Source organism: Bradyrhizobium sp. Ash2021, from assembly GCF_031202265.1.
Classification (GTDB): Bacteria; Pseudomonadota; Alphaproteobacteria; order Rhizobiales; family Xanthobacteraceae; genus Bradyrhizobium.
Map to the genome: position 1 here is coordinate 200,951 of NZ_CP100604.1, position 26,324 is coordinate 227,274.

At 62.4% G+C, this 26,324-nt stretch carries 32 protein-coding genes and 1 pseudogene; 23 read left to right on the plus strand and 10 right to left on the minus strand.

All coding sequences use genetic code 11. The features are described from left to right. Positions 1-37 precede the first annotated feature (37 nt). The 5 genes and pseudogenes from NL528_RS00965 to NL528_RS00985 form a co-directional block, all read left to right on the plus strand. Positions 38-124: pseudogene (locus NL528_RS00965) on the plus strand (type II toxin-antitoxin system HicA family toxin); the annotation flags it as partial. 5 nt (positions 125-129) lie between these two features. Next, a complete protein-coding gene (locus tag NL528_RS00970) occupies positions 130-528 on the plus strand; it encodes a type II toxin-antitoxin system HicB family antitoxin (protein ID WP_309180900.1) in 399 nt (132 codons plus the stop codon). 132 nt (positions 529-660) lie between these two features. Next, positions 661-2,199, plus strand: coding sequence for a YifB family Mg chelatase-like AAA ATPase (locus NL528_RS00975; protein ID WP_309180901.1), 1,539 nt, complete (start codon positions 661-663; stop codon positions 2,197-2,199). A gap of 1,037 nt (positions 2,200-3,236) precedes the next feature. Beyond that, on the plus strand, positions 3,237-3,701 hold the full coding sequence (locus NL528_RS00980) for a hypothetical protein (RefSeq protein ID WP_309180902.1): 465 nt from the start codon (positions 3,237-3,239) through the stop codon (positions 3,699-3,701). Between the two features lie 153 nt (positions 3,702-3,854). Continuing rightward, positions 3,855-6,107: a response regulator gene (locus NL528_RS00985; protein ID WP_309180903.1), complete on the plus strand. Its 2,253-nt coding sequence runs from the start codon at positions 3,855-3,857 to the stop codon at positions 6,105-6,107. Between the two features lie 79 nt (positions 6,108-6,186). Here NL528_RS00985 and coaA read toward each other — a convergent pair whose 3' ends face one another. The 7 genes from coaA to hisB all read right to left on the minus strand — a co-directional run bounded on the left by coaA (position 6,187) and on the right by hisB (position 10,950). Further along, on the minus strand, positions 6,187-7,143 hold the full coding sequence (gene coaA, locus NL528_RS00990; RefSeq protein WP_309180904.1) for a type I pantothenate kinase: 957 nt from the start codon (positions 7,141-7,143) through the stop codon (positions 6,187-6,189). An 18-nt stretch (positions 7,144-7,161) separates the two neighbouring features. Next, positions 7,162-7,485, minus strand: a complete 324-nt coding sequence (locus tag NL528_RS00995) for a phosphoribosyl-ATP diphosphatase (protein WP_309180905.1) — start codon at positions 7,483-7,485, stop codon at positions 7,162-7,164. Positions 7,486-7,565: 80 nt separating this feature from the next. Continuing rightward, the gene (gene hisF, locus NL528_RS01000) at positions 7,566-8,342 is read right to left on the minus strand and encodes an imidazole glycerol phosphate synthase subunit HisF (RefSeq protein ID WP_309180906.1); all 777 of its coding nucleotides are present in this window, start codon (positions 8,340-8,342) and stop codon (positions 7,566-7,568) included. A 10-nt stretch (positions 8,343-8,352) separates the two neighbouring features. Further along, the gene (gene hisA / locus NL528_RS01005) at positions 8,353-9,102 is read right to left on the minus strand and encodes a 1-(5-phosphoribosyl)-5-[(5-phosphoribosylamino)methylideneamino]imidazole-4-carboxamide isomerase (RefSeq protein ID WP_309180907.1); all 750 of its coding nucleotides are present in this window, start codon (positions 9,100-9,102) and stop codon (positions 8,353-8,355) included. After that, complete coding sequence (gene hisH / locus NL528_RS01010) at positions 9,090-9,740, minus strand: imidazole glycerol phosphate synthase subunit HisH (RefSeq protein ID WP_074272095.1); 651 nt, start codon at positions 9,738-9,740, stop codon at positions 9,090-9,092. The genes hisA and hisH overlap by 13 nt, the downstream gene beginning before the upstream one ends. Continuing rightward, positions 9,737-10,270 carry a DUF2628 domain-containing protein gene (locus tag NL528_RS01015; RefSeq protein WP_309180908.1) on the minus strand — a complete coding sequence of 178 codons (534 nt, stop codon included), beginning with the start codon at positions 10,268-10,270 and terminating at the stop codon, positions 9,737-9,739. The genes hisH and NL528_RS01015 overlap by 4 nt, the downstream gene beginning before the upstream one ends. A gap of 86 nt (positions 10,271-10,356) precedes the next feature. After that, positions 10,357-10,950 (minus strand): imidazoleglycerol-phosphate dehydratase HisB, encoded by a 594-nt coding sequence (hisB, locus tag NL528_RS01020; protein WP_309180909.1) that lies wholly within the window; start codon positions 10,948-10,950, stop codon positions 10,357-10,359. Between the two features lie 202 nt (positions 10,951-11,152). Between hisB and hslV the strand changes: the two genes are divergently transcribed. The 6 genes from hslV to NL528_RS01050 all read left to right on the plus strand — a co-directional run bounded on the left by hslV (position 11,153) and on the right by NL528_RS01050 (position 16,881). Next, on the plus strand, positions 11,153-11,704 hold the full coding sequence (gene hslV / locus NL528_RS01025; RefSeq protein ID WP_074272092.1) for an ATP-dependent protease subunit HslV: 552 nt from the start codon (positions 11,153-11,155) through the stop codon (positions 11,702-11,704). Between the two features lie 14 nt (positions 11,705-11,718). After that, complete coding sequence (locus NL528_RS01030) at positions 11,719-12,204, plus strand: GNAT family N-acetyltransferase (RefSeq protein WP_309180910.1); 486 nt, start codon at positions 11,719-11,721, stop codon at positions 12,202-12,204. After that, on the plus strand, positions 12,201-12,812 hold the full coding sequence (locus NL528_RS01035) for a DUF2585 domain-containing protein (protein WP_334398600.1): 612 nt from the start codon (positions 12,201-12,203) through the stop codon (positions 12,810-12,812). The genes NL528_RS01030 and NL528_RS01035 overlap by 4 nt, the downstream gene beginning before the upstream one ends. Before the next feature lie 64 nt (positions 12,813-12,876). Beyond that, the gene (gene hslU / locus NL528_RS01040) at positions 12,877-14,178 is read left to right on the plus strand and encodes an ATP-dependent protease ATPase subunit HslU (protein ID WP_309180911.1); all 1,302 of its coding nucleotides are present in this window, start codon (positions 12,877-12,879) and stop codon (positions 14,176-14,178) included. 78 nt (positions 14,179-14,256) lie between these two features. Further along, a complete protein-coding gene (locus tag NL528_RS01045; protein WP_309180912.1) occupies positions 14,257-15,357 on the plus strand; it encodes a transposase in 1,101 nt (366 codons plus the stop codon). 387 nt (positions 15,358-15,744) lie between these two features. After that, positions 15,745-16,881 (plus strand): hypothetical protein, encoded by a 1,137-nt coding sequence (locus NL528_RS01050; RefSeq protein ID WP_309180913.1) that lies wholly within the window; start codon positions 15,745-15,747, stop codon positions 16,879-16,881. Between the two features lie 154 nt (positions 16,882-17,035). Here the strand turns inward: NL528_RS01050 and NL528_RS01055 are convergent, their stop codons facing one another. Genes NL528_RS01055 through NL528_RS01065 form a run of 3 tightly spaced genes read right to left on the minus strand, consistent with a single transcriptional unit; the run spans position 17,036 to position 19,903 of the window. Continuing rightward, entirely contained in the window at positions 17,036-17,632 is a 597-nt protein-coding gene (locus NL528_RS01055; RefSeq protein ID WP_309180914.1) for a Smr/MutS family protein, read from the minus strand. Continuing rightward, positions 17,629-19,221, minus strand: a complete 1,593-nt coding sequence (locus tag NL528_RS01060) for a murein transglycosylase A (RefSeq protein ID WP_375143974.1) — start codon at positions 19,219-19,221, stop codon at positions 17,629-17,631. Before NL528_RS01060 ends, NL528_RS01055 begins: the two co-directional genes overlap by 4 nt. Then, positions 19,199-19,903: a Tim44/TimA family putative adaptor protein gene (locus NL528_RS01065; protein WP_309180916.1), complete on the minus strand. Its 705-nt coding sequence runs from the start codon at positions 19,901-19,903 to the stop codon at positions 19,199-19,201. Before NL528_RS01065 ends, NL528_RS01060 begins: the two co-directional genes overlap by 23 nt. Positions 19,904-20,627: 724 nt before the next feature. Here NL528_RS01065 and NL528_RS01070 point away from each other — a divergent pair. The 12 genes from NL528_RS01070 to NL528_RS01125 all read left to right on the plus strand — a co-directional run bounded on the left by NL528_RS01070 (position 20,628) and on the right by NL528_RS01125 (position 26,242). Beyond that, positions 20,628-20,855 carry a helix-turn-helix domain-containing protein gene (locus NL528_RS01070; RefSeq protein WP_309180917.1) on the plus strand — a complete coding sequence of 76 codons (228 nt, stop codon included), beginning with the start codon at positions 20,628-20,630 and terminating at the stop codon, positions 20,853-20,855. Between the two features lie 32 nt (positions 20,856-20,887). After that, a complete protein-coding gene (locus NL528_RS01075; protein WP_309180918.1) occupies positions 20,888-21,124 on the plus strand; it encodes a hypothetical protein in 237 nt (78 codons plus the stop codon). Between the two features lie 490 nt (positions 21,125-21,614). Next, positions 21,615-22,001 (plus strand): hypothetical protein, encoded by a 387-nt coding sequence (locus tag NL528_RS01080; protein ID WP_309180919.1) that lies wholly within the window; start codon positions 21,615-21,617, stop codon positions 21,999-22,001. Between the two features lie 133 nt (positions 22,002-22,134). Beyond that, on the plus strand, positions 22,135-22,509 hold the full coding sequence (locus tag NL528_RS01085; protein WP_309180920.1) for a hypothetical protein: 375 nt from the start codon (positions 22,135-22,137) through the stop codon (positions 22,507-22,509). Between the two features lie 3 nt (positions 22,510-22,512). Beyond that, positions 22,513-22,740 (plus strand): hypothetical protein, encoded by a 228-nt coding sequence (locus tag NL528_RS01090; protein WP_309180921.1) that lies wholly within the window; start codon positions 22,513-22,515, stop codon positions 22,738-22,740. Further along, on the plus strand, positions 22,737-23,063 hold the full coding sequence (locus NL528_RS01095) for a hypothetical protein (RefSeq protein WP_309180922.1): 327 nt from the start codon (positions 22,737-22,739) through the stop codon (positions 23,061-23,063). The genes NL528_RS01090 and NL528_RS01095 overlap by 4 nt, the downstream gene beginning before the upstream one ends. A gap of 1 nt (position 23,064) precedes the next feature. Continuing rightward, positions 23,065-23,430, plus strand: a complete 366-nt coding sequence (locus tag NL528_RS01100) for a hypothetical protein (protein ID WP_309180923.1) — start codon at positions 23,065-23,067, stop codon at positions 23,428-23,430. A gap of 117 nt (positions 23,431-23,547) precedes the next feature. Further along, on the plus strand, positions 23,548-23,808 hold the full coding sequence (locus NL528_RS01105; RefSeq protein ID WP_309180924.1) for a hypothetical protein: 261 nt from the start codon (positions 23,548-23,550) through the stop codon (positions 23,806-23,808). Positions 23,809-23,948: 140 nt separating this feature from the next. After that, on the plus strand, positions 23,949-24,236 hold the full coding sequence (locus NL528_RS01110; RefSeq protein ID WP_309180925.1) for a hypothetical protein: 288 nt from the start codon (positions 23,949-23,951) through the stop codon (positions 24,234-24,236). 11 nt (positions 24,237-24,247) lie between these two features. Beyond that, positions 24,248-24,745: a hypothetical protein gene (locus NL528_RS01115; RefSeq protein WP_309180926.1), complete on the plus strand. Its 498-nt coding sequence runs from the start codon at positions 24,248-24,250 to the stop codon at positions 24,743-24,745. A 364-nt stretch (positions 24,746-25,109) separates the two neighbouring features. Beyond that, positions 25,110-25,973 carry a hypothetical protein gene (locus NL528_RS01120; RefSeq protein ID WP_309180927.1) on the plus strand — a complete coding sequence of 288 codons (864 nt, stop codon included), beginning with the start codon at positions 25,110-25,112 and terminating at the stop codon, positions 25,971-25,973. Next, entirely contained in the window at positions 25,970-26,242 is a 273-nt protein-coding gene (locus NL528_RS01125) for a hypothetical protein (RefSeq protein WP_309180928.1), read from the plus strand. The genes NL528_RS01120 and NL528_RS01125 overlap by 4 nt, the downstream gene beginning before the upstream one ends. Positions 26,243-26,324: the final 82 nt, after the last annotated feature.

Consider the following 26,324-nt stretch of genomic DNA (forward strand, 5'->3'; position numbering starts at 1 on the left):
AGTCAAACTCCGTCAGATAGCGGCGCAAATGCTTCTCCGCGTCACTGTTCCCCACCCCGAACGGGACATTCCGGTTGGGACACTGAAAAGTATTGAGAAGCAGTCAGGCCTGAAGCTGAGGTGAGAGCCATGCCTAACTACATCGGTCTTATCCATAAGGACGCCGCCAGCCACTTTGGCGTTTCCTTTCCGGATTTTCCGGGCGTCGTCACCGCAGGCATCACCCTGGATGATGCGCGCGCCATGGCTGAGGAAGCTCTCGCTCTGCATATCGAAGGCTTGGTGGAGGACGAAGAAGCTGTCCCCGAGCCTTCGGCCCCGGAAGAGATTATGTCCGATCCGGACAACCGAACTGGCGTGGCTATTCTGGTTTCGATGAAGAGCGAGCAACCAAAAGCCGTTGGCGTCAACGTCACTTTGCCCGGAGATGTTCTGGAGCAGATTGACAAATATGCGGAAGCTCACGGCTACACGCGATCAGGACTCCTGACGCAGGCAGCCAAAAAGCTGATGGCCGAAGCGGCTTGAGATAAAAGCCCCGATCGCTTTTGGGCCTTTTTGACTACTCCGCTGCTTTCGCGGGCTGCCTCAACATGTTCCCTTAATGTTCTTGCCAGCCTTCGAACCTTCCGCTACCCTCGATTGCGTTCGAGGGGCAGCATGGTCCAACGCGTTTCCACCGTGGCTTTTGAGGGGATCGAGGCCCGCGCGGTCGACGTGCAGGTGCAGGTCGCGCCCGGGCTGCCCGCCTTTGCCATTGTCGGCCTGCCCGACAAGGCGGTTTCGGAGGCGCGCGAGCGGGTGCGCTCGGCGCTGATCGCCTCGGGGCTGGCGCTGCCGGCGCGGCGGATCACCGTCAACCTGGCGCCGGCCGATTTACCGAAGGAAGGCAGCCATTACGATCTTCCGATCGCGCTCGGCCTGATGGCGGCCATCGGCGCGATCCCGCCCGACGCGCTTTCCGGCTTCACGGTATTGGGCGAACTCGGGCTCGATGGCTCGATCGCGCCGGTCGCGGGCGTGCTGCCGGCGGCGATCGGCGCCAATTCGCGCGACGAGGGGCTGATCTGTCCCGCGGCCTGCGGCTCGGAGGCGGCCTGGGCCAGCCCCGACATCCAGATCATCGCGGCAAAGTCGCTGATCCAGATCGCCAACCATTTTAAAGGCACCCAGGTGCTGTCGCGGCCGCAGCCGAGAGTGCATGAGCGCGAGGAGACGCTGCTCGATCTCCGCGACATCAAGGGTCAGGAGAGCGCCAAGCGCGCGCTCGAGATTGCGGCGGCCGGCGGGCATCATCTCTTGATGATCGGCTCGCCCGGCGCCGGCAAATCGATGCTGGCGGCGCGGCTGCCCTCGATCCTGCCGCCGCTGTCGCCGTCGGAACTGCTGGAGGTCTCGATGATCGCCTCCGTCGCCGGCGAAATCCGCGACGGCGCGTTGACCGCACGGCGGCCGTTCCGCTCACCCCATCATTCCGCCAGCATGGCCGCCCTGACCGGCGGCGGCATGCGCGCCAAACCCGGCGAGATCTCGCTGGCGCATCAGGGCGTGCTGTTCCTCGACGAATTGCCGGAGTTCGATCCGCGCGTGCTGGATTCGCTGCGTCAGCCGCTGGAGAACGGCGAGGTCGCGGTGTCCCGCGCCAATCATCGCGTCACGTATCCGGCGCGCTTCATGCTGGTCGCGGCGATGAACCCGTGCCGCTGCGGCCATGCCTATGAACCCGGCTATTCCTGCAAGCGCGGCCGGATCGACCGCTGCACCGCGGACTATCAGATGCGCATCTCGGGCCCGCTGATGGATCGCATCGATCTGCGCATCGAGGTGCCGGCGGTGACCGCCGCCGATCTGATCCTGCCGCCGCCGAGCGAAGGCTCCGCCGAAGTCGCCGCAAGAGTTGCCGCGGCGCGCGACATCCAGCTCGCGCGCTACGCCGCCGCCGGCATGCCGCATGTCCGCACCAATGCCGAGGCGCCGGCGTCGCTGTTGGAAACCATCGCGCAGCCCGACAGTCATGGCCAAAAACTGCTGCGCGACGCCGCCGAGACCATGAAGCTGACCGCGCGCGGCTATCACCGCGTGCTGCGCGTCGCGCGCACGCTCGCCGATCTCGATGGCGCGGAAAAAATCGGCCGGCTGCATCTGGCGGAAGCGTTGTCGTATCGCGCGCTGGCGGAAGATTTGCGGCGCGCGGCGTAAATCGTGCTCCGTCTGATGCCCACGAGCGTCGGTGGATGGTGCCACTGAACGATCACCAGAGTCTTGCGTTCCAGATACAAAAAGCGGAAACATCCAGGTTGCGGTTGGTGCCCTATGGACTGCGCCGGACGCGCAGTCGCGAATTCGTCCTTCGGCACCACGCAAGCCGTCCCGGCGGGCCGCCCCGTCCACCCCGATATTTTGGCCGCGACAAATTGCCCGACGGGCAAATCAGTCCGCGCACCGAAAACCTGTCCAGCCCCATTTGCAAAAATATTTCGCTTTGGCCGTCGGGCAAATCAGTGGTTTCTCTCCGCCCGTCTCACCCACTGAGGGGCGGATCGCGAGTCGTCACGAACGCGCGGTGAGATGCGGTGGACGCGGCAGCGTCGGCGCGCGAACTGATCGCAGGGCGGTTTTCCGTGAGCCATTCAGAGCGCGCAGACGAACGGCGCTGAAGCGTACGGCAAAACCGTGTGGTCCTGGCACCCGTTGCTGGTGTCAAGTTCGCGGAGGTCTTTGTTGGCCCGACCGGGTTCGGCGAAACCTTTAATCCGCTGACGACGGTGACAAGACGAATTCGTCGCCGGGGAGAGCACGGCATAAGCCGTAAAGCCATTGCGCGGGGGATGCCGGAGTGTCTCCGCTGAACCTGTATGCTCGTGTGCGCATTTCTTTGTGCATCTTGCACACGAGACCGCGGGTGCAGCGCGCACCCGGCATTCCCTGCGCCCTCTTCTTGATGGGGGCGAGAGATTCCTTGCACCACTCGGGCGCATCGCGCCGCGGGATCGGGAAACTGCGTTTTGGACCGTCATTGCGAGGAGCGAAGCGACGAAGCAGTCCATTCTTTCTTTGCGGCGCGATGGATTGCTTCGCTTCGCTCGCAATGACGGTTCCTCAAGTGTCCCAGCTATTTGAAAATTGAATCCGAACTTCGCCATGCCCCAGCATAAACCCGGCGGTAACGAGTTTTGTTTACGCTCTGCCAACCATAAGCCCGTCGTCACGGGCCTATGTCGAGTGAGTAGCGTCCCATGTTGCGTTTCAAGATTCTGGCCTCGGTTGTTCCGTTGGCCGTTACCGCCGTATTCGCGCGCGGCGAGTTGCTGCCGGGTCCAAAGCCCTGCATCGAGGTTGCCGGCACTTCGGTGCAGATCGCCCCGCTCGCCTGGCAAGCCCAGCTTCACGTCGGCTTCACCCGCGACCCACGGCTCGCGACCGTGCGGGTCCAGATTACCGACAACGTCACCGACGCCGATTTCACCGTCATCGACGATATCGACGATGCCGAGGCCGGTGCCTGCGAAACCAGCGCGCTGCCCCAATTGGTCGCGATCTCGCAAAATCCGGCGGCGTCCGAGCCGCTCATCTACCTTTCGCAGGATGGACCCGCCGATTACCAGATTTTTGTGCGCTCGAGGACGTTTTCGGCGCGCGACGCCGCCGCGCTCATCGTCGGCGCCCGCGGCGGGCACCGCCTCACTGCGGCGTCCCTTTGAGCCGTTAACGTTTCATCAACCCTGTTCGCATCGCAAGGCGCAATCGCAGCCGCCTTCAAGCACTTTGCAAGTGTCGCCGACGCATCGTCTCCACAACATATAAAGCGGATCACACCGCCTCAATTTCGGGCGAGCATCTCAGGGACATTGGCGATGGGGCGAACGTTCCGGATCAAGATAGGCCTACGCCGCTTCGGGCGCCGCCATCCGTGGATCGCCTTCGCCCTGCGCTCGTTCATGATCTTCTCCGCCACGTTCGGCGGCGCTTATGGCTTCATTGCCGGCAGCCGGACGGAAGTCTCCGGATATGACCCGCAGGCTTTTGCGATCGGCACCAGTTTCCTGTTCGCGATCGCCTGCGTCGCGCTCGTTACCTTAAGTGTCCGGCTGCGCCTGATGCGCCGGAAGATGCGCCGGATCGCCCTGCACAATGAAGCGCTGGCCGATCGAAACTGGGAATTGCAGGAGGCCGAAGCGCGCGCCCGCCGCCTGTTCGAATCGCAGGGCGATCTGATCGTGCTGCGCGATGCCGATGGCCGCATCAGCTACGTCAACGATGCCTATTGCGAACTGGCCGAGATGCCGCGCAGCGCCCTGATCGGCAGTCGCGCCACGCTCACCATCCTCGAACAGGGCGACACCGCGCTGGAATCCAACGGCACCCGCATCCACGATCAAAAAGTCGCAGGCCCCGTGGGGCCGCGATGGATCGCCTGGCGCGAAGGCCTGGTCCGCCACGATGCGGGGAGCCCTGCGGAAATGCAAAGCGTCGGCCGCGACGTCACCGACCGCACCGAGAGCGAACGCGCGCTGGCCGAGGCCCGCGACCAGGCCGATGCCGCGAACCGCGCCAAGTCGCGATTCCTCGCGATGGCCAGCCACGAAATCCGCACGCCGCTGAACGGCATCATCGGCATGAGCGGCCTGTTGATGGATACGCCGCTGACGCCGGAGCAGACCACCTACGCCAAGGCGGTGAAAACCTCGGGTGACGCGCTGCTCGCGCTGATCGAGGAATTGCTGGATTATTCCAAGATCGAAGCCGGCAAGATCGATCTGGAGCATCGCCCGTTCCCGCTCTCGGTGCTGATCGAGGACATCACCGAGTTGCTGGCGCCGCGCGCGGAGGCCAGGAAGATCGAGATCGCCGCCTACATCGACGAGCGGCTGCCGACGCAGGTGATCGGCGACGCAGCGCGGCTGCGCCAGGTGCTGCTCAATCTCGCCGGCAACGCCATCAAGTTCACCTCTACCGGCGGCGTCGCGCTGATCGTCGAGCCCGGCATCTGGCCCAACGAAATCAGTTTTCTGGTGCGCGACACCGGCATCGGCATCGCGCCCGAGGCGCAGCAGCGGATTTTCCGCGAGTTCGAACAGGCCGACGATCGCATCGCGCGCAGCTATGGCGGCACTGGGCTTGGCTTGAGCATCTCCGAACGCATCGTCAAGCGCATGGGCGGCCGCATCACGCTGGAAAGCACGCCCGGCATCGGCTCGACGTTCGAGGTATCGATCCCGCTCGTGGTTGCCGCCGGCGGCGAGCAAAAGACTTTCGCAGCACCGGATCTAACCGGCCAATCGATCATGCTGGTTTCATCGGAGAGCATCGAAGCGTCGCTGACGGCGCGGCGGCTGCAGCGCTGGGGCGGCCAGACCTGCATGGTCGGGGATGTCGACGTCGCGCTGGCGCTGTTGCCCGAGCGTTCGTGGCAGGCGGTCCTGATCGATCATGCGCTGGGCACCGCCGGGATCGAAAAACTCGGCGAAGCGGCGCGCCTTCACGCGATGCATCGGATCGTGATGTTCACGCCGGCGACGCGGCATGAACTGCAACTATCCGCGGCGTCCGCCTTCACCGGCTATCTGGTCAAACCGGTGCGCGCCGCCTCGCTCGCCGCGCGCCTGACCGCGACACCCGAGATTCCAGCGTCCAGCCTTGCCGGCGAAACCCCGATCGTGCCTGCCGACGAGGCGGAGAAAGCAGCCACGCCGCCGAGCAAGGGGCTTTCGATCCTGGTCGCCGAAGACAATGAGATCAATGCTTTGTTGATGCGCTCGCTGCTCGGCCGGCTCGGGCATCACGCCGTCATCACCACCAATGGCGAAGAGGCGCTGGAATCCTGGCTGTCGGCGAAATCCGCCGGTGCCGCCTACGATCTGGTCTTGATGGACATCCAGATGCCGCAACTCAACGGCATCGAAACCACCAAGCGGATTCGTGACCTGGAGGCTGCACAGTCGGGACGCCGCACGCCGATTCTGGCGCTCACCGCCAACACGCTGGTGGAAGACCGCTACGCCTGCTTCGAGTCCGGCATGGACGGTTTCCTGATCAAGCCGCTCGATCGCGAAAAACTGACCGAGGCGCTCGCGGGCCTCGCCGCGTCGCGGCATCTCGCAGCGTGATCGCTTCACGTCATTGCGAGGAGCAAAGCGACGAAGCAATCCATACTTCTTGCGCGGATGTATGGATTGCTTGGTGCGCCTACAGCCGCCGCAGCGCCACCGATTCGACCACGTGGTCGGCGCCCTTTTTGAGGATCAGCGTCGCGCGCGGCCGCGTCGGCAGGATGTTGTCCTCGAGATTGGCAAGGTTGGTGCGTTCCCAGATGGCGAGGGCGGTGGCGGTTGCTTCTTCGTCCGAGAGCGGGGCGTAGCGGTGGAAATACGACCTGGGATCGGTGAACGCGGTGTCGCGCAGCGCCAGGAAGCGCCGCACATACCACTGGCGCAGCACCGGCTCGTCAGCGTCGATATAGACCGAGAAGTCGAAGAAGTCGGAGACCACCGGAATCGCCTTTCCGTCGCGCGGCAACCGGCCGGTCTGCAGCACGTTGACGCCCTCGACGATCAGGATGTCGGGACGGTCGACCTCGATCCATTCGTTCGGGACGATGTCGTAGGTCAAATGCGAATAGACCGGCGCGCGCACCGGCCGCCTTCCCGCCTTGATGTCGCTGAGGAACGACAGCAGCATCGGCAGGTCGTAGCTTTCGGGAAAGCCCTTCTTCTGCATCAGGCCCTGCCGCTCCAGCGCCGCATTCGGGAACAGGAAACCGTCGGTCGTCACCAGATCGACCTTCGGCCGCGGCGACCAGCGGGCCAGCAGCGCCTGCAGCACGCGCGCGGTGGTCGATTTGCCTACCGCCACGGAACCGGCGACGCCGATGATATAGGGCACCTTGCGATCCCGGATGCCGAGGAACTGGCGTTGCGCCTGATAGAGCCGGTGGGTCGCATCGACATAGATCGACAACAGGCGGGACAGCGGCAGGAAGATGTCCTCGACCTCTTGCAGGTCGAGCCGGTCATGCATCGAACGCAACCGCTCGAATTCGCCGGGCTCCAGCGTCATCGGCGTGTCGTCGCGCAACCGCGCCCACTGATCGCGCGTGAAAATCCGGTAGGGATTGTACTGCTGCTCCGGTGCCCGAATATCCATGGCGTCGCCCTTGATGAACTAATCGCGCTTGCGCGCGGCTTTCTCTTCCAGACCGGTCATGCTCGTGCGCTGCGCCAGCGCGGCCTCGACCTCTTCAAGCTTCACGCCGCGCGATTTCAGCAGCACCAGCAGGTGAAACAACAGATCGGCACTTTCGGCGATCAGGTGATCGCGGTCGTTCTCGACCGCGGCGATCACGGTTTCCACCGCCTCTTCGCCGAATTTCTTGGCGCAGTGCTCCGCGCCCTTGTCGAGCAGCTTTCTTGTGTAGGACGCCTCTCCTCCCGACGCTGCGCGAGCATCGATGGTGGCGGCCAGATCATGGACCGTAAAACGCGGCATCAACTGCACTCAAACAAATGCGCCCGCAACGACCGGACGCCATCCCCAAACCGCCTTAGCACTTTTGCGACGGGGAGTCGTCAGGGATCGAGCCGCATCGGCAGCCCGGCGCGCACCATGTGATCCTTGGCCTCACGTATGGTAAATTCTCCGAAGTGGAAAATCGACGCCGCCAGCACCGCGGTGGCGTGCCCCTGGCGGATGCCGTCCACGAGATGGTCGAGATTGCCGACGCCGCCGGATGCGATTACCGGTACGGGAACACTGTCGGCGACCGCCTGCGTCAGCGGCAGGTCGAAACCCTGCCGGGTGCCGTCGCGGTCCATCGAGGTCAGCAGAATTTCACCAGCGCCGAGCGAGACCACTTCTTGGGCATATTCGATGGCGTCGATCCCGGTGGAATTGCGGCCGCCATGGGTGAATATCTCCCAGCGGTCCGAACCGCCGCCGCGCTTGACGCGCTTGGCGTCGATCGCGACCACGATGCATTGCTCGCCGAACTTTTCCGCGCCCTCCTTGACGAATTCCCGGCGGCTGACGGCGGCGGAGTTGATCGAGACCTTGTCGGCGCCGGACCGCAGCAGCGTGCGGATATCGTCGATGGTGCGAACCCCGCCGCCGACGGTCAGCGGCATGAAGCAGGCTTCCGCGGTCCGCCGCACCACGTCCAGCATGGTGCCGCGGTTTTCGTGGGTCGCGGTGATGTCGAGAAAGCAGAGCTCGTCGGCGCCGGCGGCGTCGTACGCAATCGCCGCTTCGACGGGATCGCCGGCGTCGCGCAGATCGACGAAGTTGACGCCCTTGACCACGCGGCCGTCCTTGACGTCGAGGCAGGGGATCACGCGGACCTTGAACATGGACGGTCTCCTAAGCCGCGGCGCGCGCGGTGCGGATCAGCGCCAGGGCAGCTGTGGGATCGAGGCGGCCGTCATAGAGCGCGCGGCCGGCGATGGCGCCCGCGAGCTTTTTGGCACGCGGCGCCAGCAGCGCCTTCACATCCTCGATCGAGGCAAAGCCGCCCGAGGCAATGACGGGAATCGAGATCCGCTCGGCAAGCGCGATGGTCGCATCGAGGTTGAGGCCCTTGAGCAGGCCGTCGCGCGCGATGTCGGTAAAAATGATCGCGGCGACGCCGGCATCCTCGAATCGCTGCGCGATTTCGAGCGCGGTCACCTGCGAGGTCTCGGCCCAGCCTTCGACCGCGACCTTGCCGTCGCGCGCGTCAAGACCGACGGCGACGCGGCCGGGGAATTTTTTCGCAGCACTTTTGACCAGTTCGGGATCGCGCACCGCGGCGGTGCCGATGATCACGCGCGCAATGCCCTTGTCGAGCCAGGCCTCAACCGTTTTGAGATCGCGGATGCCGCCGCCGAGCTGCACCGGCATGGTGACCGCCTTCAGCATCGCCTCGACCGCCATCGCGTTCATCGGCTTGCCGGCAAAGGCGCCGTCGAGGTCGACGACGTGCAGATATTCGAACCCCTGGGCGGCGAAGGCGCGCGCCTGCGCCGCCGGATCGAGGTTGAACACCGTCGCACGCGCCATGTCGCCCTGTTCGAGGCGCACGCACTGGCCGTTCTTCAGGTCGACGGCGGGAAAAAGGATCACGGCTTCCACTTCAAAAAGTTCGAAATCAGCGCCAGCCCAAAGCGCTGGCTCTTTTCCGGGTGAAACTGGGTGCCGACAGCGGTGTCCTTGCCGACCATCGCCGTCACCGGCCCGCCGTAATCGGCACGCGCCAGCACGTCGGCCTCATTCGAGGCGTTGAGGTGATAGGAGTGCACGAAATAGGCGTGGCGGCCCTTCGGCCCCAGCGGCAGCCGCTCCAGCACCGGGTGCTCGCGGATCATGTCGAGCGTGTTCCAGCCCATGTGCGGAATTTTCAGGTTTTCCTCGCGCGGCGAAATCTTTTCGACGTCGCCTGCGATCCAGTCGAATCCGTTGGTGGTGACGTGTTCCTTGCCGCGCGTCGCCATCAGCTGCATGCCGACACAGATGCCGAAGAACGGCCGCGCCTTGACCCGCACCGCTTCGGTCATCGCCTCGAGCATGCCGTCGACTGCATCCAGTCCCCTGCGGCAATCGGCGAAGGCGCCGACGCCGGGCAGCACGATGCGATCGGCGCGGAACGCCACTTCGGGATCGCGCGTCACCACGATCTTCTGCGGATTCTCCATGCTGCGCGCGGCGCGCTCGAAAGCCTTGGCCGCCGAGTGCAGATTGCCGGAGCCGTAATCGATGATCGCTACGCTCATCGTGACCCTCCCGGCTCCGGAAATAATCCGATGATGCCACCCTGCGGCAACGGCGGCGGCGGCTTTGAGAACGGCTGGCCCGGAATATTGCGGGTCGGCGGCGGCCCACCGCGATCGACCGCCCATTGGTCGTTGGCGAGGCCACGTTGCCGGGCGGTCCAGCGGTCGAAGAAGCGCCGCTCGGCCGCCTCCTCGTGATCGGCGACCACGATGTCGAGCTGGCGCCATTTGCGCCGCGACAGCGTCCAGCGCTGCAGGCTGGCCGCTTCGAACCCCATCAGGATCGCGATCAACATATTGGCGAGCATGATCGCGCCGCGGCCGGCCCCGAGCTGTGCCAGTCCGATTTCGACGGCAGCCGTCATGACGATCCAGCCGAGCAGCGCCAGCCACAGCCGGTGCCAGATCAGCCACAGCCCGCTCAAGACCGCGGCCCAGAAATGGAAACCGTCGCGCACGAACGTGAACTTGTCGGCCGCCGCAAGATCGGCGCCGCTGGCCACGGGGGCATGCACTGTATAGACCGGCATCGTCACTCTCCGCCGATGAAAACTGTTCTATTGAGCATGATCTTTTCGGAAAACCGGTTCCCACTTTTCCGGATCATGCTCGAAAATCAGCCGCCGAGCTGACCCTTGGTGGAAGGCACTTCACCCGCGGCGCGTGGATCGATGGCGACCGCGGCCCGAAGCGCCCTTGCCAGACCCTTGAAGCAGGATTCGGCGATATGATGGCTGTTCTCGCCATATAGGGTCTCGACGTGCAAAGTCACGCCGGCATTGATGGTGAAGGCGTTGAACCATTCGCGCACCAGTTCGGTGTCGAATTGGCCGACCTTGTCGCGCGGAAAATCGACCTTGAACACCAGCACCGGGCGGCCGGAAATGTCGATCACGACACGCGACAGCGTCTCGTCCATCGGCATATGGATCGAGGCATAGCGGGTGATGCCGGCCATGGTGCCGAGCGCCTGTTTCATGGCTTGTCCCAGCGCGATCCCGACGTCTTCGGTGGTGTGGTGGTGGTCGACATGCAGGTCGCCGTCCGCCTTCACCGTGATGTCGATGCGCGAATGCCGGGCCAGCAAATCCAGCATGTGGTCGAAGAAGCCGATACCGGTCGAAACCTTGGATATGCCTGACCCATCGAGGTTTACCGCTACCTCGATGTCGGTCTCCTTGGTCTTGCGCTTGATGGTCGCCGTGCGCATGAAAAGTGCTTTCCCTGTCGGCCCTTAATCGATCTTTGGCCGAAAACGCGGCCCTTTTAACAGGCCGATGTCGCCTTCGCTACTGCGGGACGACGCTTTTGGAGACCGAACTTCCCCCTATGGTGACCAGAATCCGGGGTGAATCGCGCGATTGTAACCCCTCCCGCGAATCCCTAAATCTGGCCGGACACGAGGGTTTCCTATGCAAGCATCACAGAACGAGCTGCCGGTCTGGCACGGCACCACGATTTTGACTGTCCGCAAGGGCGGCAAGGTGGTGATCGGCGGCGACGGCCAGGTCTCGATCGGCCAGACCGTCATCAAATCCAACGCTAAAAAGGTCCGCAAACTGGGCAAGGGCGACGTGATCGGCGGCTTTGCCGGCGCCACGGCCGACGCCTTCACGTTGTTCGAGCGGCTGGAGAGCAAACTGGAGCAATATCCGGGGCAATTGACCCGGGCGGCGGTCGAGCTTGCCAAGGACTGGCGTACCGACCGCTACTTACGCCGGCTGGAGGCGATGATGATCGTCGCCGACAAGGATGTGTCGCTGGTCCTGACCGGCACCGGCGACGTGCTGGAGCCGGAGGCCGGGGTGATGGCGATCGGCTCGGGCGGCAATTACGCCCTGGCGGCGGCGCGGGCGCTGGTCGACAGCGACAAGGATGCCGAGACCATCGTACGCCGTGCGCTGGATATCGCCGCCGACATCTGCGTATACACCAACCGGAACGTGACGATTGAAACGCTGTAGGAGGGCGGCGAAGCATGGCGGCGCTCTATGCCTTCCGCCGGATGACGACAGCCGACCTACCGCTAATCGGGCAGTGGCTCGCAAAACCCCATGTCCGGGAATGGTGGGGCGATCCGGACGAGCAATATGCCCTGGTCAGCGGCGACCTCGCGGAGCCGGCAATGGATCAATATGTCGTCGCAGCAACCGGCAGCGATTTCGGCTACATCCAGTGTTATGACCTGACCGCGTGGAATTCAGGTTTTGGGGCGCATCCAGAGGGTACGCGTGGCATCGATCTCTTCATTGGCGAGCCCGCCATGATCGCGCGCGGCCATGGTTCGGCGTTCATTCGCGCCTTCGTCGACGACCGGCTGAGAGACGGCGCGCCGCGCATCGTCACCGATCCCGATCCCGCCAACCGCCGCGCGGTGCGCGCCTATGAAAATGCCGGGTTCGAAAAAGTCCGCATGGTGGATACGCCCGATGGCGCAGCCCTTCTGATGGTCCGCAACCCATGACCTCCGGCAACTCCGCTGACAAACCTCCCGTCTTCAACGGTCTTTCGGCCTGGCACTGGCTGGCGATCGCGGCCTGCATCCTCGCCGTGCAGGCCTCGACCCTCTACGCGATGGGCCGGCTGCCGATCTGCGCCTGCGGCTATGTCAAACTCTGGCACGGCGTGGTGCAAAGCTCGGAAAACTCGCAGCACATTACCGACTGGTACACGCTGTCGCATATCCTGCACGGCTTTCTGTTTTACGGCGCGGCCTTCCTCGCCTTCCCGCGTCTTGCCTGGCCGGGCCGCCTGATCATCGCCATGCTGGTGGAAGGCGGCTGGGAGCTGGTCGAGAACTCGAACTGGATCATCAACCGCTACCGCGCCGGCACGATCTCGCTGGATTATTTTGGCGACACCATCGTCAATTCGATCTCCGATACGCTGGCCATGGTTTTGGGGTTTTTGCTGGCCAGAAAGCTCCCGGTCGCGATCACGATCGCGTTGGCGCTGTTGTTCGAACTCGTGATGGCGCTTCACATCCGCGACAATCTCACTTTGAACATCATCATGCTGATCCACCCCTTTGAGGCGATCAAGCAATGGCAGGCCGGGCCGCCGATCATTTGATGCCTTGAATGAATCCGATTAAATGCGGCTTGTTCTCGCAACATTCGAACCCTAACTAGGACCTATGACCGACTTCTCCCCCCGCGAAATCGTTTCCGAACTCGACCGTTTTATCGTCGGCCAGTCCGACGCCAAGCGCGCGGTCTCCATCGCCTTGCGCAACCGCTGGCGCCGGCTGCAGCTCACCGGTTCCTTGCGCGAGGAGGTGCTGCCGAAAAACATCCTGATGATCGGGCCGACCGGCGTCGGCAAGACCGAGATCGCGCGGCGGCTGGCCAAGCTCGCCGGCGCGCCGTTCATCAAGGTCGAGGCCACGAAGTTCACCGAGGTCGGCTATGTCGGCCGTGACGTCGAACAGATCATCCGTGACCTCGTCGAAGTCGCAATCTCACAGACCCGCGAGCGCAAGCGCAAGGATGTGCAAGCCCGCGCCCAGCTCGCGGCCGAAGACCGCGTGCTCGACGCGCTGGTCGGGCCCGGCTCCAGTCCCGCGACCCGCGATGCCTTCCGCAAGAAGCTGCGCGCCGGCGAACTCAACGACAAGGAAATCGAGATCGAGACGCAATCTTCCGGCGGCATGCCGATGTTCGAAATCCCGGGCATGCCCGGCGCCCAGATGGGCGCGATCTCGATCGGCGATATCTTTGGCAAGATGGGCGGGCGCACCAAAACCCGCCGCCTGACGGTCGAGGGCTCGCACGAGATCCTCGTCAACGAGGAATCCGACAAGCTGCTGGACAGCGATCAGCTGGTGCTGGAAGCGATCAACGCGGTCGAGAACAATGGCATCGTGTTCCTCGACGAGATCGACAAGATCTGCGTCCGCGATGGCCGCGTCGGCGGCGACGTCTCGCGCGAGGGCGTGCAGCGCGACCTGCTGCCGCTGATCGAGGGCACCACCGTCTCGACCAAGCACGGCGCGGTCAAGACCGACCACATCCTGTTTATCGCCTCCGGCGCGTTCCACATCGCAAAACCATCGGATTTGTTGCCGGAATTGCAGGGCCGGTTGCCGATCCGCGTCGAACTAGAAGCGCTGTCGCGTGACGACATGCGCCGCATCCTGACCGAGCCGGAAGCCTCATTGATCAAGCAATATGTCGCGCTGCTGAAGACCGAGGGCGTGACATTGGACATCACTGACAGCGCCATCGACGCGCTGGCGGACATCGCGGTCGCCGTCAATTCCACGGTGGAAAACATCGGCGCGCGGCGGCTGCAGACCGTGATGGAGCGCGTGCTCGACGAAATTTCGTTCGCAGCACCTGACCGTCACGGCGAGACCATCCAGGTCGATGCCGACTATGTGCAGAAGCACGTCGGCGATCTCGCCAAGAATGCCGATTTGAGCCGGTTTATTTTGTAATAGATCGTCGTCCCGGCGAACGCCCATAGGCGTTAAAATAGTCTTGCGGCGCGGAATCGTCTGTGATTCCAAAGTGTCATGAGACACGAATCGCTTGTGAACGAAGACTGGAAGAATGTTGTCGCCCGGCTTGGCGGGGTGGAAACGCTCAAGGTGACGGCGCGCGAGACGAAAGCGTTTTTGCGTCCGCGAGAGATCACCAACGCGGTGGATTTGCTGCGCGTGATCCTGGCCTATTGTCTGGGCGAGCGGGGGTTGCGGTCGACTGCGGCCTGGGCGACATCGGTGGGCCTTGTCGATATTTCGAGCGTGGCGCTGCTGTATCGCTTGCGTCAGTGCGGAGACTGGCTCGCGTTGCTGGTGGGTCAGATGCTTGCGGCCGCCGCCCCGCAAGCGAGCCGCGGTCGGATCATCCGCATCGTTGATGCCACTACAGTGCCGAAGAACGGAGCTGACGCCAGAAAGAAGAACGAGTTGTGGCGGATTCACAGCGCCTTCGATCTTCCGCAGGAGCGCTTTGGCCACTTCGAACTGACCGATCAGCAGGCGGGCGAGACGCTCGACCGGATACCGGTGGTGGCGGGCGAGATTCGCCTTGGCGACCGTGCCTATTTGCAACCGGATCGCATGGCGAGCGTGATCGAAGCCGGCGGAGATTTCGTGATCCGGGCTGGTTGGAAGAGCGCGTGCTGGCTCGATGGTAAAGGCAATGTGCTCGATCTCGTCGCCGAGTTGCGCAAGGCGGCGGCCCGTGGGCTGATCGATCGGCCGATTTGGATAAAACGCAAAAGCGGCGAGCCTCTCGCCTTGCGTCTGGTCGCGGTCAAGAAGCCGGCGCATGCTGCTGCCGAGGCGCGACGCAAGGCGCGTCGGGCCGCCCAGCGCGGAGGCCATCAGATATCCAAGCAAACGCTCGACGCGGCAGATTGGGTGATCCTGGTGACCTCACTGAAGCCGACAGAGTTCGCGACCGCGGATGTTCTCGCACTCTATCGCCTGCGATGGCGGATTGAACTCGGCTTCAAACGGCTAAAGAGCCTGATCGGTCTCAAGGGACCACCAGGAATCGACGAACGCTCCGCCAGACCTCATGTGCTGGCTCATCTATTGACTATTCTACTGCTCGAGCCGCTCATCGACGAACTTGAGGACTCTCCCCGCTTGGTCGAAGCCGCCTGACACCGCCTGGTGCCTGGCGTCTGCTCCAGCATCTCATCGCCTCGCTGCTCCAAGCGGTGATTCCACAGCCCACGATCGACCGCCTGCGCCGAGCAAAATCGGTCCTCCAACGCCATCTCCGCGAGCCGCCAAGAAAACGTCAGTATCAAACAATGTTCCCACTATCCCCACTATCTTAACGCATATGGGCGAACGCCGGGACCCATAACCCCAGTCGTCTGTTGTTGAAAGAAGCCATCGACCATTGTGCTAAAATAATGATCGCCGCGGCGTATGGATCCCGGCTCGCGCTTCGCTTGGCCGGGACGACACCGAGAACAATACCGCGTTGCGCATTGCGCTTTCGCCATGTGATAGTCCGCACCTGATTTATCAATTTGGTGCCGAATGAATCTGCGGATACCGAAAAACCCCTGGCGCTTGATGGTTGCCGTCAATGTCGCCGTGCTGATCGGGGTTTTTCTCTACAAGATCACGCTTGTACCCTATGTCCCCTACATCCATCTGCTGGTCGACTATCATTTCGGCTTCACCAAGCGCGCGCTGATCGGCGCAATCGCGTCCCTGTTCGTCCACAAGATGCCGGTATGGCCGGTATTCGCGCTCGGCGGCGCGATGTTGCTGATCACGGCCGGCCTGTACGTTCAATTATTCCGGCGGACGTTCGGCTCCGAGCGTACGCAGCTGCCGCTGTTCGTATTGACTGCGGGATCGCCGTTCTTCCTCAAGAACTTCATCTATACGTTGGGGCATTTCGACATCTATGGCTGTGCGATTGCGATTTGTCTGTTGCTGGCGCCGGCGCGCTCGGTCGCTTTCGTGATCTCTGCCGCACTGGCGTCGATGGTCCTGCTCCTGATTCACCACATCCATTTCCTGATGTATGTGCCGACCATCGCCGTCATCGTGGTGCTGCGTCATTACCTCGTCGTCGGCCTGACGCGACAGAACGCCATCGTCGGCATGACAGCGGCGCTGGCCGTCGCCGCGCTGTTCTTCGCCGCGCAATTCTATGGAACGATGACGGTATCCCCGAACGAATTCAGCGCCCATCTGCAAAGCCGCATTGCCGACACCTCGCGGGAGGATCTGCCGAGATACACCGATGCTTTCGTCTACATCTGGTATCAGCCGCTCGCGCGCGAAATCCACGATACCTGGGAGCGCATGCCCGCGAATCTGCTGGGCCTGCCGGTGTTTGCGCTGTTGATCTGGCTGCACACGCCGCTCTGGCAATATTTCGCGCGGCTGATCGGCGCGCTTTCAAGCGAGCTGCATCGCCGCATCGTGATCGCGGCGATCGTCCTCGTCAGCGCCGCTTACCTCGTGATGTTCGCGATGGTGTTCGACTATTCGCGCTGGATTTCGAACTGGGCGGTGTGCCTGTTCCTGATCCTGCACGCGGTGAAGACGCTGCCCGCTTCGCATAAGGTACCGTTGATCCCGACGGATGATCGAAGAACCACCGTGTTTGGCTGGATCGTCACGATCATCCCGCGGGTCGGGATCGTCCGGCCGTTCTGAGAAAACTGGGGCAATCTCCAGCTCTGTGGCTTTCATCCTTCGAGACGCATCGCTTCGCGACGCTCGTCAGGATGAGGTCTGAGATCCTCATGGTGAGGAGCACGGCGACGCCGTGCGTCTCGAACCATGAAAGCCACTAAACCAGAAAAATTCTCTACAGCCGCGACCGCCGGACCCGGACATACAGCGCGCCCTCGCCGCCATGGCCGATATGGGCTTCCTCGAATCCAACCACCAGCGAACGGAATTCCGGCAGGCTCAGCCATAGCGGCACCTGGCGGCGCAGCACGCCGCGCTCGGATTCCGCGCCGCCGACTTTGCCTTTGCCGGTGATGACGAGTACGAAAGTCAGGCCGTCGCTGTGGGCGCGCTGCAGGAACGTGAAGAGCCTGTGGTGCGCGCGCGACTGCGTCATGCCGTGCAGGTCGAGCCGGGCATCGATCTCCTTTCGGCCACGCGAGAGATGCGAGCGTTCGCGGCGCCCGATCGGCGCCAGCGGCGGTGGTTCCTGTCTGGGCGGGGTAATTATTTTCGGCGGCGCCGGCGGCTTTGGCGAAGCAAAGGGTTTTGGCGCGACAGGCGCTTCCGCCTCAGGCGGAGCGGCCGGCGGCTTCGCGGCGCGGTGGCGCTTGCGCAGCGGCTTGACCTGCTTGGCAACGCTCTCCCACAGCGCGCGCTCTTCTTCGCTGAGGCCGCGCTTGCGCCGCGGCGGCGTCAATTCCGGGATCGAACTCGAAGGCCGGCGTTTCATCGGTAGCGGCGATATCGGCGGATGTAACGGTGGCGAGGCTTTTCAGGCGCGGGGTCGATCTTGGGCCGCGCTTCCGGCAGCGGCACCGGTTTGACCGCCGCAGCCTGGTTCGTCGAAGCGGCTGCCGGGGTTTGGGCGGCGCTTGTTGCGGGCGATGCCAGACTCGTCGCCGCGTTCTTGGCCGCGGCCGCCGTGCGGGCGGCGTTGTTGGCGCCGTTCTTCTGATCTTTCAGGGGATCCGTTTGCGGAAACAGCGTTGCGATCTTCTCCGAAGGCCGCTCGTCCGGCACCGGCATCTTGCGGCCCCGCGCCAGCGGATCGAGGCCTTTCGGCACCAGGATGACGAAGCGCATAGTGTGCCGGAGCCGGCCGGAAACCCTCCCCGCATCGACGCCGGCGCCGAAATAGAGATCGGCGCGCGCCGGCCCGACGATGGCGGAGCCGGTATCCTGCGCAATCATCAGGCGGTGAAACGGCGTCCTGGACTGCTCCGACTCGATCGGCAGCTCGCCTTCGATGAAAAACGGCGTGCCATAGACGTGCAGCGATTTATCGACCGCGATCGAGCGGCCCGGCGTCAGCGGTACGCCCTGCGCGCCGACCGCTTCATCCTTGTCGGAGAGATTTACCTCGCGGAAGAAGATGTAGGACCGGTTCTGCCGCCGCAGTTCCTTCGCGCCGTCGGGGTTCTGCGCCATCCATTCCCTGATTTTCTGCATCGACATCTGTTCCTTGGGAATGATGCCGCGATCGATCAGGATGCGGCCGACCGGCGTATAGGGATAGCCATTATGCGCATCGTAGTTGATGCGGATGGTCGAGCCGTCCTCGAGACGGACGCGGGCCGAGCCCTGGATCTGCGAGAACAGCAGATCGGTCTGATCCTTCAGCCAGCAGATTTCGAGGCCGCGGCCGGCAATCGCGCCGTCCTCGATCTCGGCGCGGTCGTAATAGGGCACGAGCTTGCGGCGGCCGATCTTGCGGAACACCTCACCCTTGTTGGGCAGCCCGACGGAGCTTTGCGTGGTGCCGCGAACGAACAGATTGGACGGGCGGCGATAGACCGGCACGTTGTAGACGTCGGTCTGGGTCCGGGAGCCGTCGATGACAGGCTCGTAGTAACCGGTGACGAACCCCTCGCCTTCGCCAAGCCGCGAAATGCGCAGGGGCAGAAAATGCTCCTCGAAGAAAGCCTTCGCCCTGGCGCCATCGGACAGCTCGAGGCCTCTGGCGATGCGGCAGGGATCGCGCAGCGACGTGCCCAGCGCCTTCGAATCTGCGGGAGGCGCGGTCTGGGCGGCGATCGGTTTGCAGCTGGTGCGAAACGCCTTGTAGGCGGCGAGATGATCGTCGTCGTTCCAGCCCGCGATATCCGACCAGGCCAGCGGCAAATATTGGCCGCCGCTGATCTGAAGCGGCCATTCGAGCTGCGGATATGGCAGGGCACGAGGAGTTGGCTGATGCGGATGTACGTGACGGAGATGACGGGCCGCAAGCGCACCCAACGGTACCAGCAGCAATAGGACAGCGCTCACAGCCAACGCCAACCGTGCAAGGTTGCGCGTGTTAGTTAGCGCTTCCGGTGCCAACCAGCTTCCAGTTCGGATCGCGAGACGTCGTGTCGCGGGCGAATGTCCAGACATCGGTGATATCGGCGACCTTATCCGGGTTGCCATCGACAATAGTGCCAGCCTTGTCGCGGGTGACCGAAATCATCTGCGACACGAAACGAACCGTCAGCTGCGCCGCGCGATCGCGGGCTTCCGCATTGACCAGTTCGGCCTTGTCGATCGAAACAAATCGCGTTTCGGTTTTTTGCTCGTGTTTCTCGCGATCCTTGATCACGGCGTCGAAACTCTCATAGACCTCGGACGACAACAGGTCCTTCAGCGCGCGGCGATCGCCGTTGGCGAAAGCCAGCACGATCATCTCGTACGCGCTCTTGGCGCCCGACAGGAAGTGCCTGGGATCGAACGAGGTATCCTGCGTGGCAATGGCGTCGAGGCCCTGGGCCAGCGGCGTGCCCGGCTCGGCAATCCCCTTCCAGCGATCGGTCGGCGCCACCACATCCGCGGTCGGCGCCAGCGGCGTCTGGTCGATCACGGCACCGGGCATCGGAACGACGTTATTGTCCTGCGTACGCTGCACGACGTTGGGCGCGGCGCGATCATAGGGCGGCCGTTCGCTCCCGGTGCGCTGTCCGAGGACGCTGCGCAGGCGCAGGAAAATAAAGACCGCCAGCGCCAGGAAGATGATGGTGTAGATATCCACGTCGTATTCGCTTTCTGATTCTCACGCCGGCAACGGGCCCGGCGGTCGAGCGTTCCCTCGAGAGCTCACTTGGTAGAACCCGGGAACGGCAGAGTTTACATCAACGATTGAGTCTGGAGCATGTAGGCATGAAACTTTGCCCGGCCAATGGCGCGTTTTGGCGCGGGTGAATTGTAGCGCGTTTTGGCCGCGAGGGGAAACCCGATCATGCCCGGAAATCACGCATATTCAAATATTTAGGATGGGCGGAAGGCGGCTGGCCGAGCGGTATTAGCCATATCCGGCACAAATCGCCGATGGTTTGGACCAGCCCCGATCCGTCGTCCTTGTGGGATGAGGCGGGGCTATGATAGCCACAGAAAAAATGCAAGTTATGCCCAATTTCATTGGGTTTACTGAATTTCGGCGTTTTCCTTTCCACGTTTTTCCCACAGCGACATGGTTAACGACCTGTTAAAGCATGTGGTGACGTGCCGAACTATCCTGACACCGGCAAAACGTTATCGGGCAGTCTAAACTTGACGAGCGTCCGGGCCGGGGTATAGGGCATACGAGCCGAGAGATCGGAGGTCGAAAGAGGGAAGGCCGGTTCATATTCCCAAGCCGCCGACATCGCCGCCCAAGCGATGAACGGATCAACGGTAGCCATCGCGTCAACCCGGGACGTTTAGCGATACCGGGATAGGGCCTCAAGCCGCTGGCGAACGCCAGCACGAGGTCCGTCATGTCTAAAAAGTCCCCTCTTAAAAAGCCCGCCCGTGCTATCCGGCCCGACGTTCCGAAGACTACCTTCGGACGCGCCGAAGCCGCTGCATCGCTCGGCGTCGATATCCAAACTATCGATAGCCTGATCTCAGCGAAGACGCTCCGCGCGTCCAAGCTCGGGCGCCGCGTTCTGATCCGCGTAGCTGATATTGAGGCCATGCTCACCGCGAACCCCGCGGTGCAGTGATGAGCGCCCTCGTGTTTCGCGGAGAGCCGCGATTGCTCCAGAGCCGTCACATTGTCCGCGAGATGGCCCGGGCGCTGACCGGCATGTTCGACATCGAGGCCGAAGAGAATTTGGCCGCGGCCTATGACGCGGTTCTCGGCGGCGACGATGCACTTGTCGGCGCCAACATGACATTCCTGATCTGGGCCTCCAGTGACCCGCGCGAGATCACCGAGCGCGTGGTTCTCGCGTGCGATCTCCTTCGGCAAGCTCGGCGCACAAAGCACTGATCGGGGCGAGATCGCATCCGGCAGCCGACAAGAAAACCCGCTGCGATTGTTGATCTTTCGACGAGTTCGCCGAGCGAAATTGTACCGACACATCCAACTCGCAATTCACAGTTGTTTCTCTCCTCATTTCCTTTAGCCTAGTCGACTTCGCAACAGAGTGAAGCCAACATGCGTTGGCGCCCGCGGATGACCGCCGGTAGCTCACGAGCGAAACCCAAAATCCCCCTCGCCTAATCACAAGAGAGCATCATCATCATCATGCCGAGAAAGCATTCGCCTCCAGTCGTTTTTCTTGCGCTGTCGCCAGCGATGTTGGCGGCTGCACTATGCGTGCGCGACGATGAGGTCGCCGCGGGCATCGCGAGCGGCGCGCTCCCTGTTTTCTGCATCGGGATCAAGCGCAGGATTTTAATTTCGGACGCCGAACGATGGCTGAGAAGTTTTCCGAAACGATCAACCCAAAAACCCTACAGAAAAAGGAACGTCCCCAATGGCTGACGAAACAACCCAGCAGACCATCGACGATCTCGCGCACGAAGCTCGCATGCTCGCGCCGAGCGGCAAGGTTGCCGAACTCGACGCCGACATCAAGGCAAAGGCGAACATGCCGCTCGAAACGCAGGCTCGTTTTCTCCGCGGTGTGATCGATGCTTTCGAAAGCGCCGACCTCGCGAAGTATCTCCCGGAGCCGCCGAGAGTGCAGAACGATGGCTCGCGTAGGCGCCCTGAGAAAACCAATCCTTGGTCAAAGGAAGGTTGGAATATCAGCGCGCAAGGCAAGCTCGTAACAACGCTCGGCGAGAAGAAGGCCAAAGAGATCGCGGCAGCCGCCGGATGCAAGATCGGCAGCACGAAGTTCAACCCCGATTACAATTGATCGCCATGGGTAAGCAAAATCGCAAAGGCTCTAAAAGCACTGTCAGAATTGCGGGCGCGACATTCAAGCTTCGAACCGAACGCGAACAACGCGCAAAGTCCGAGCGAACCGACGACCTGAAGGAAAATCCACCATGGCTCGCGCAACTCCAGCAGCGCCCGCGAAAGGGCTAGTTTTGAAAAACGGCAACAGACTTTCACAGGGCCAGTTGTTCTTGAAGGAAGGAAACGACATGATCGAACCCCGCAACGGCGCACCGAAAAAGTTGACGAACCCTGCACCGGTTATCGGACAGACACGCCGCGAAGAGAAGGGCGGCCATCCGCTATTGCCGAACGCGAAACGGCCTCTCGACGATGAGCCGCTCGAAAAGAATTGGCAGGGCAAAGGCGTGACTGTTCATCCTGCGATGGCATCGCGCCCGGATCGCGGCGGGCATACCGAAGGGCTGGCATCAGCCGTTCTGCACGAGGCCGCGAACCTTGGCCGCAATCCTGAGAAGGCGTGACCCATGGCAGAGCAAACCGACAAGCCCGCAGATGCGATCCCGCGCGTAGCCGCGCAGCAGCGCGCCGAGGCCATCGCGCATGCAGAGCGCAAGCGCCATGCGGCCCGCACGATGGAGAAATTGAAAGAGCGTTTCGGCGCTCTCCCGGACAGCGAAGCTGCCACGGGCTCGGACAGCGAAGCTGCCACGGGCTCGGACAGCGAAGCTGCCACGGGCGCGGATACCCGATGAAGCGACCGCCGAACGTGCATAGGGGAACGACTTCCCGCGATCTCGCCGACCATGGCGTTGGCTATAGTGCATCCGGCGAAAGTGAATTTTCTCGCCGCGCTGCATCCGTGCCGAACGTCAAGATGCCCTCGTATGCTGTATCGAAACCAAAACTAAGAGGCCCACTGTCGCGGCCTGAAGTGATCGCCGAGAATGAACGTGAACTCCTGAAACTTCGCGACCGCATCCGGCTCGCAACCGATCCCGCGAAATTGGCGAAGCTGAAAAAGAATTTGAATATCAAGATGAGCTTCGTTGAGAAGCTAAGAGCGGAGCTAGGCTAACATGCCGAACGGGACGGTTTTATTTTGGAAGACGTACACTGACAGCCAACGAGGTTTTGGTTTCATCGCTTGTGATGACACGCCGGACAAGCGCGAGACTAACGTGTGGTTTGGTCCGAAATCGCTCGGCGGCCTGACGGTTCGCTCAGGCGACCGTGTCGAGTTCGATGTTGGCAACTATCGCCCCGGTAAAGGTCCGTCTGCCTCGCATGTGAGGCTTTGTGAAGTGGAGAGAAACAATGTCGACAAAGATGAGACACGCAAGACAGGACCGACGAAAAATTGGAACCCGTACAGTAGTCCGAGATCACGCGGGAAAGCCGAGCGTGAATACATCGAAACCCTTCCCGGGGCCGACGATTATTGATCCGCAGAACGGGCGCGGTCTCAACAAAAATAATGGCGGCTCGGCGCCCGGTGCCAGCGGCCCCGTCACGCGCGCATAAAATCCACTCGCAAACGCAAACATAGCAAAGGAGTTCACATGGCAGACGAATTTGTTGGATCACATGAGAAGAGCCGCGCGGGCTACGGCACGAACGGCGACCCGACCCCGTCGAGCGTTCCACTCGGAAAGCAACCGAAGCTAGTCGAGCCGAAAGTCGCACCTCCGGCGGCAAGTGCCGATCCCGGAGAATGGCAGACGCGCAACGTATCGGCGAAGCCCATCGCGACGGCTCACGGAATGCGAAATCCGAACGATCATCCGGCGCAAATCGCGCGGGCGATCTCGCGGAAGAAGTAATACCCGATTGGTCGCGCGTTTGACGGCGCGCGACCGAGCCGTAGGGCTACGCCCTGCGGTACAGCGCCGCGCTGATTTCTCCGTTTGGTCATGGGGTGGTCAGCGCGGCGCACTCATCCTCAAATCAGGAGGTCCCCAACATGACGCTACAGCTTCACAACCATTTCGGAGTTTTAGACCTTTCGGTTATCGATCCCAAGGCCGTTTCCGAATTGGACGATCAACAGCAGGCCCTGTTAGCTTCGTTGATTTCTGCCGTGCAAAATCGAGAGGCCGCGCAAGCGCGCTATGCGAAGGCCATCAAAACACTTCAGGACGCGACCGCCGAGCAAATCGCAGCGATGGAAGCTCATATCACCGCGAACCCGCCGCAGACTGCAATCGAAGCCCTGCGCGCCGCGCAAGCTGCTTACAACGCATCACACTAACGAGGTCCCCCATGGCTCACGAACACGAAGACCAGCCGACGGAATACGTCGGGCGCGATCAGACGATGAAGGCCGACCCCAAGGGCGCACCTAAGCGCGTCGCGGTCTACACTCCGCCAGCCAAAGGCGAGGCGCATCCAAAAATCGCGCGGCTCGGTCCTGCTCTTCGTCTCGACAATGCCGAAGCTGATCTCACCGCCGCGCAATTGGAATTGAACGCCGCGGTCAACCATCTTCGATCCTGCGAATTGATCGAGGCCGCGGCTTTGACGGCATTGATCGCGGTCATGCCGCGCCCAAGTCAGGATGAAGTCTATCGGGCGCACATTGCCAAAGAGCAGGCCGCAAAAATGGCTCGCGTCGCACAGGGCCTCCCGGCCGTTGAGCCTCCGAAACCGTCTCACGGTCGGAGCGCCGTCGATATCGCCGCGGCTCAGCGCCCGCGTACATCGCAGGCAATGCCGACAGGGACGACGCTTCGAAGCCCGATATCTCGCCGGATTGTCTGATCCATGGCGCGTCCGGTTGACCCAGTGAGAGAAGAAGCAAGGCAACTGCATCTTACGCGTTACATCTCCGCGCGCCCGTGTCCGCATGGTCATGTCGGCGAGCGCTTCACGGTCTCAACGGGCTGTTGTAGGTGCGGCGACATCGCACGTGCGGAACGACTGGGTAAGCCATCACAGCCGCGTCCGGTTAAGGTGCCGAAGCCAATCGCAGAGCCGATCCCGTCTTCCCCGTCTTCGGGGCGGTTCAATAATCCCGCGCTCGCTCGCGCACTGACTGATTATCATCTCAGCGCCGAGGCCCGGCAGCGGTCGCGATATCTCGATCAGATCGTGCGAGGCATCACCGCGTCTGGAAAGGTCCCCCATGTTGAAGAATGATCCCGAGTTCCTGATCCAAATTTTGGACGATTATTCGAGTGGCGCAACGCACAGTCTCGAAATGCTCGCGAAGCGCAACGGCATCTCCGTTCGAACTATCTTCATGTGGGCAAGAGATAAGTCGCTAGTACTGGATTACATGGGCCGCCAGAACATCACCTTCGGACAGGCCATGGCTATAGCGCGCAACGTCGCGAAGGCCATCATAGTTTCCCGAACGCTAGAAAGCTATGTGGCCGAGGGCCGCCGCTGTGAGGTCTGGCATCATGGCCGTCCCCAATTCGAAGAGGATGAGAGCCTAGTCGCGCTCGGGGAAGAGTTCGTCCGCGACGTGCTCGGGCTGCCCGATATGTTCAAGCGCGATCTCAACGGAAACCGAATTATTGCAACCCGCGTCGAGTATGCTCCGGCCCAGTTGATCGAAAAATATGCTGCATCCAACTTGCCTGCGGTATACGGCAACAAATCCGAAGTGACGATGAAGGGCCAAGTATCGTTGGGGGTAACAACCATCGGGCAGCGTGCGCCGCTCCCGCTGGAGGTTCAAGCGATGCAGCGCGGCGAGATCACGGATACTGTGAAGGTTGCCCAGCTTGCGCCAACCACGGACACTCCAGCACAGTATGAGCCCACCACGGACACTCCAGAACAGTATGAGCCCGAGCCCGATGTCGAGACGGTGCCAGAGCCCGTGCAGATCATCCGCGACATCCCGCCGAAAGATTTCATCGCACCGCCGACGCGACCTGTCGGCGTTGCCGAAGTCCCTTTGCGAGAACCGAGGAACGCGATGGAGAAAGACCTGTTTCAGCGTTTAGCGGCTGCCCGAGAGAAGGCATCCCAATCATGAGCGGCGACTTTGACGATGATGATGGCTTCGACGTTTTCGCGAGCGGCGATGAAGCGTCGCAGGAAGATCGGCCGCTCGGGTTGGTCGTGCCGCATCGCGCGCGAGTGATACTCGACGCGAAGGGCGCGATCATCTGGGAAGAAAATTCGGAGAACGAACGGGCTTTTAGAGCCGCTGGGCGCCCCCGGATACTTTTCGAGGAGGAGGACCCGGGAGAAATGGACCCGGCAGCCGTAGGGCTCGGCAGCCGTAGGGCTGGGCAGCCGTAGGGCTCGGCAGCCGCTGGGCTGGGCGCATTATTCCGCGGTGACCGCTAGGCGGGGACCTCGGGCAGGCAAGGCCTACCAGCGG

What these genes read in the sequence shown, in the direction of transcription:
- NL528_RS00970 (WP_309180900.1), top strand. Translation starts at nt 130, where the DNA reads ATGCCTAACTACATCGGTCTTATCCATAAGGACGCCGCCAGCCACTTT.
- NL528_RS00975 (WP_309180901.1), top strand. Translation starts at nt 661, where the DNA reads ATGGTCCAACGCGTTTCCACCGTGGCTTTTGAGGGGATCGAGGCCCGC.
- NL528_RS00980 (WP_309180902.1), top strand. Translation starts at nt 3,237, where the DNA reads ATGTTGCGTTTCAAGATTCTGGCCTCGGTTGTTCCGTTGGCCGTTACC.
- NL528_RS00985 (WP_309180903.1), top strand. Translation starts at nt 3,855, where the DNA reads ATGGGGCGAACGTTCCGGATCAAGATAGGCCTACGCCGCTTCGGGCGC.
- coaA (WP_309180904.1), bottom strand. Translation starts at nt 7,143, where the DNA reads ATGGATATTCGGGCACCGGAGCAGCAGTACAATCCCTACCGGATTTTC.
- NL528_RS00995 (WP_309180905.1), bottom strand. Translation starts at nt 7,485, where the DNA reads ATGCCGCGTTTTACGGTCCATGATCTGGCCGCCACCATCGATGCTCGC.
- hisF (WP_309180906.1), bottom strand. Translation starts at nt 8,342, where the DNA reads ATGTTCAAGGTCCGCGTGATCCCCTGCCTCGACGTCAAGGACGGCCGC.
- hisH (WP_074272095.1), bottom strand. Translation starts at nt 9,740, where the DNA reads ATGAGCGTAGCGATCATCGATTACGGCTCCGGCAATCTGCACTCGGCG.
- NL528_RS01015 (WP_309180908.1), bottom strand. Translation starts at nt 10,270, where the DNA reads ATGCCGGTCTATACAGTGCATGCCCCCGTGGCCAGCGGCGCCGATCTT.
- hisB (WP_309180909.1), bottom strand. Translation starts at nt 10,950, where the DNA reads ATGCGCACGGCGACCATCAAGCGCAAGACCAAGGAGACCGACATCGAG.
- hslV (WP_074272092.1), top strand. Translation starts at nt 11,153, where the DNA reads ATGCAAGCATCACAGAACGAGCTGCCGGTCTGGCACGGCACCACGATT.
- NL528_RS01030 (WP_309180910.1), top strand. Translation starts at nt 11,719, where the DNA reads ATGGCGGCGCTCTATGCCTTCCGCCGGATGACGACAGCCGACCTACCG.
- NL528_RS01035 (WP_334398600.1), top strand. Translation starts at nt 12,201, where the DNA reads ATGACCTCCGGCAACTCCGCTGACAAACCTCCCGTCTTCAACGGTCTT.
- hslU (WP_309180911.1), top strand. Translation starts at nt 12,877, where the DNA reads ATGACCGACTTCTCCCCCCGCGAAATCGTTTCCGAACTCGACCGTTTT.
- NL528_RS01045 (WP_309180912.1), top strand. Translation starts at nt 14,257, where the DNA reads ATGAGACACGAATCGCTTGTGAACGAAGACTGGAAGAATGTTGTCGCC.
- NL528_RS01050 (WP_309180913.1), top strand. Translation starts at nt 15,745, where the DNA reads ATGAATCTGCGGATACCGAAAAACCCCTGGCGCTTGATGGTTGCCGTC.
- NL528_RS01055 (WP_309180914.1), bottom strand. Translation starts at nt 17,632, where the DNA reads ATGAAACGCCGGCCTTCGAGTTCGATCCCGGAATTGACGCCGCCGCGG.
- NL528_RS01070 (WP_309180917.1), top strand. Translation starts at nt 20,628, where the DNA reads ATGTCTAAAAAGTCCCCTCTTAAAAAGCCCGCCCGTGCTATCCGGCCC.
- NL528_RS01080 (WP_309180919.1), top strand. Translation starts at nt 21,615, where the DNA reads ATGGCTGACGAAACAACCCAGCAGACCATCGACGATCTCGCGCACGAA.
- NL528_RS01085 (WP_309180920.1), top strand. Translation starts at nt 22,135, where the DNA reads ATGGCTCGCGCAACTCCAGCAGCGCCCGCGAAAGGGCTAGTTTTGAAA.
- NL528_RS01090 (WP_309180921.1), top strand. Translation starts at nt 22,513, where the DNA reads ATGGCAGAGCAAACCGACAAGCCCGCAGATGCGATCCCGCGCGTAGCC.
- NL528_RS01095 (WP_309180922.1), top strand. Translation starts at nt 22,737, where the DNA reads ATGAAGCGACCGCCGAACGTGCATAGGGGAACGACTTCCCGCGATCTC.
- NL528_RS01100 (WP_309180923.1), top strand. Translation starts at nt 23,065, where the DNA reads ATGCCGAACGGGACGGTTTTATTTTGGAAGACGTACACTGACAGCCAA.
- NL528_RS01105 (WP_309180924.1), top strand. Translation starts at nt 23,548, where the DNA reads ATGGCAGACGAATTTGTTGGATCACATGAGAAGAGCCGCGCGGGCTAC.
- NL528_RS01110 (WP_309180925.1), top strand. Translation starts at nt 23,949, where the DNA reads ATGACGCTACAGCTTCACAACCATTTCGGAGTTTTAGACCTTTCGGTT.
- NL528_RS01115 (WP_309180926.1), top strand. Translation starts at nt 24,248, where the DNA reads ATGGCTCACGAACACGAAGACCAGCCGACGGAATACGTCGGGCGCGAT.
- NL528_RS01120 (WP_309180927.1), top strand. Translation starts at nt 25,110, where the DNA reads ATGTTGAAGAATGATCCCGAGTTCCTGATCCAAATTTTGGACGATTAT.
- NL528_RS01125 (WP_309180928.1), top strand. Translation starts at nt 25,970, where the DNA reads ATGAGCGGCGACTTTGACGATGATGATGGCTTCGACGTTTTCGCGAGC.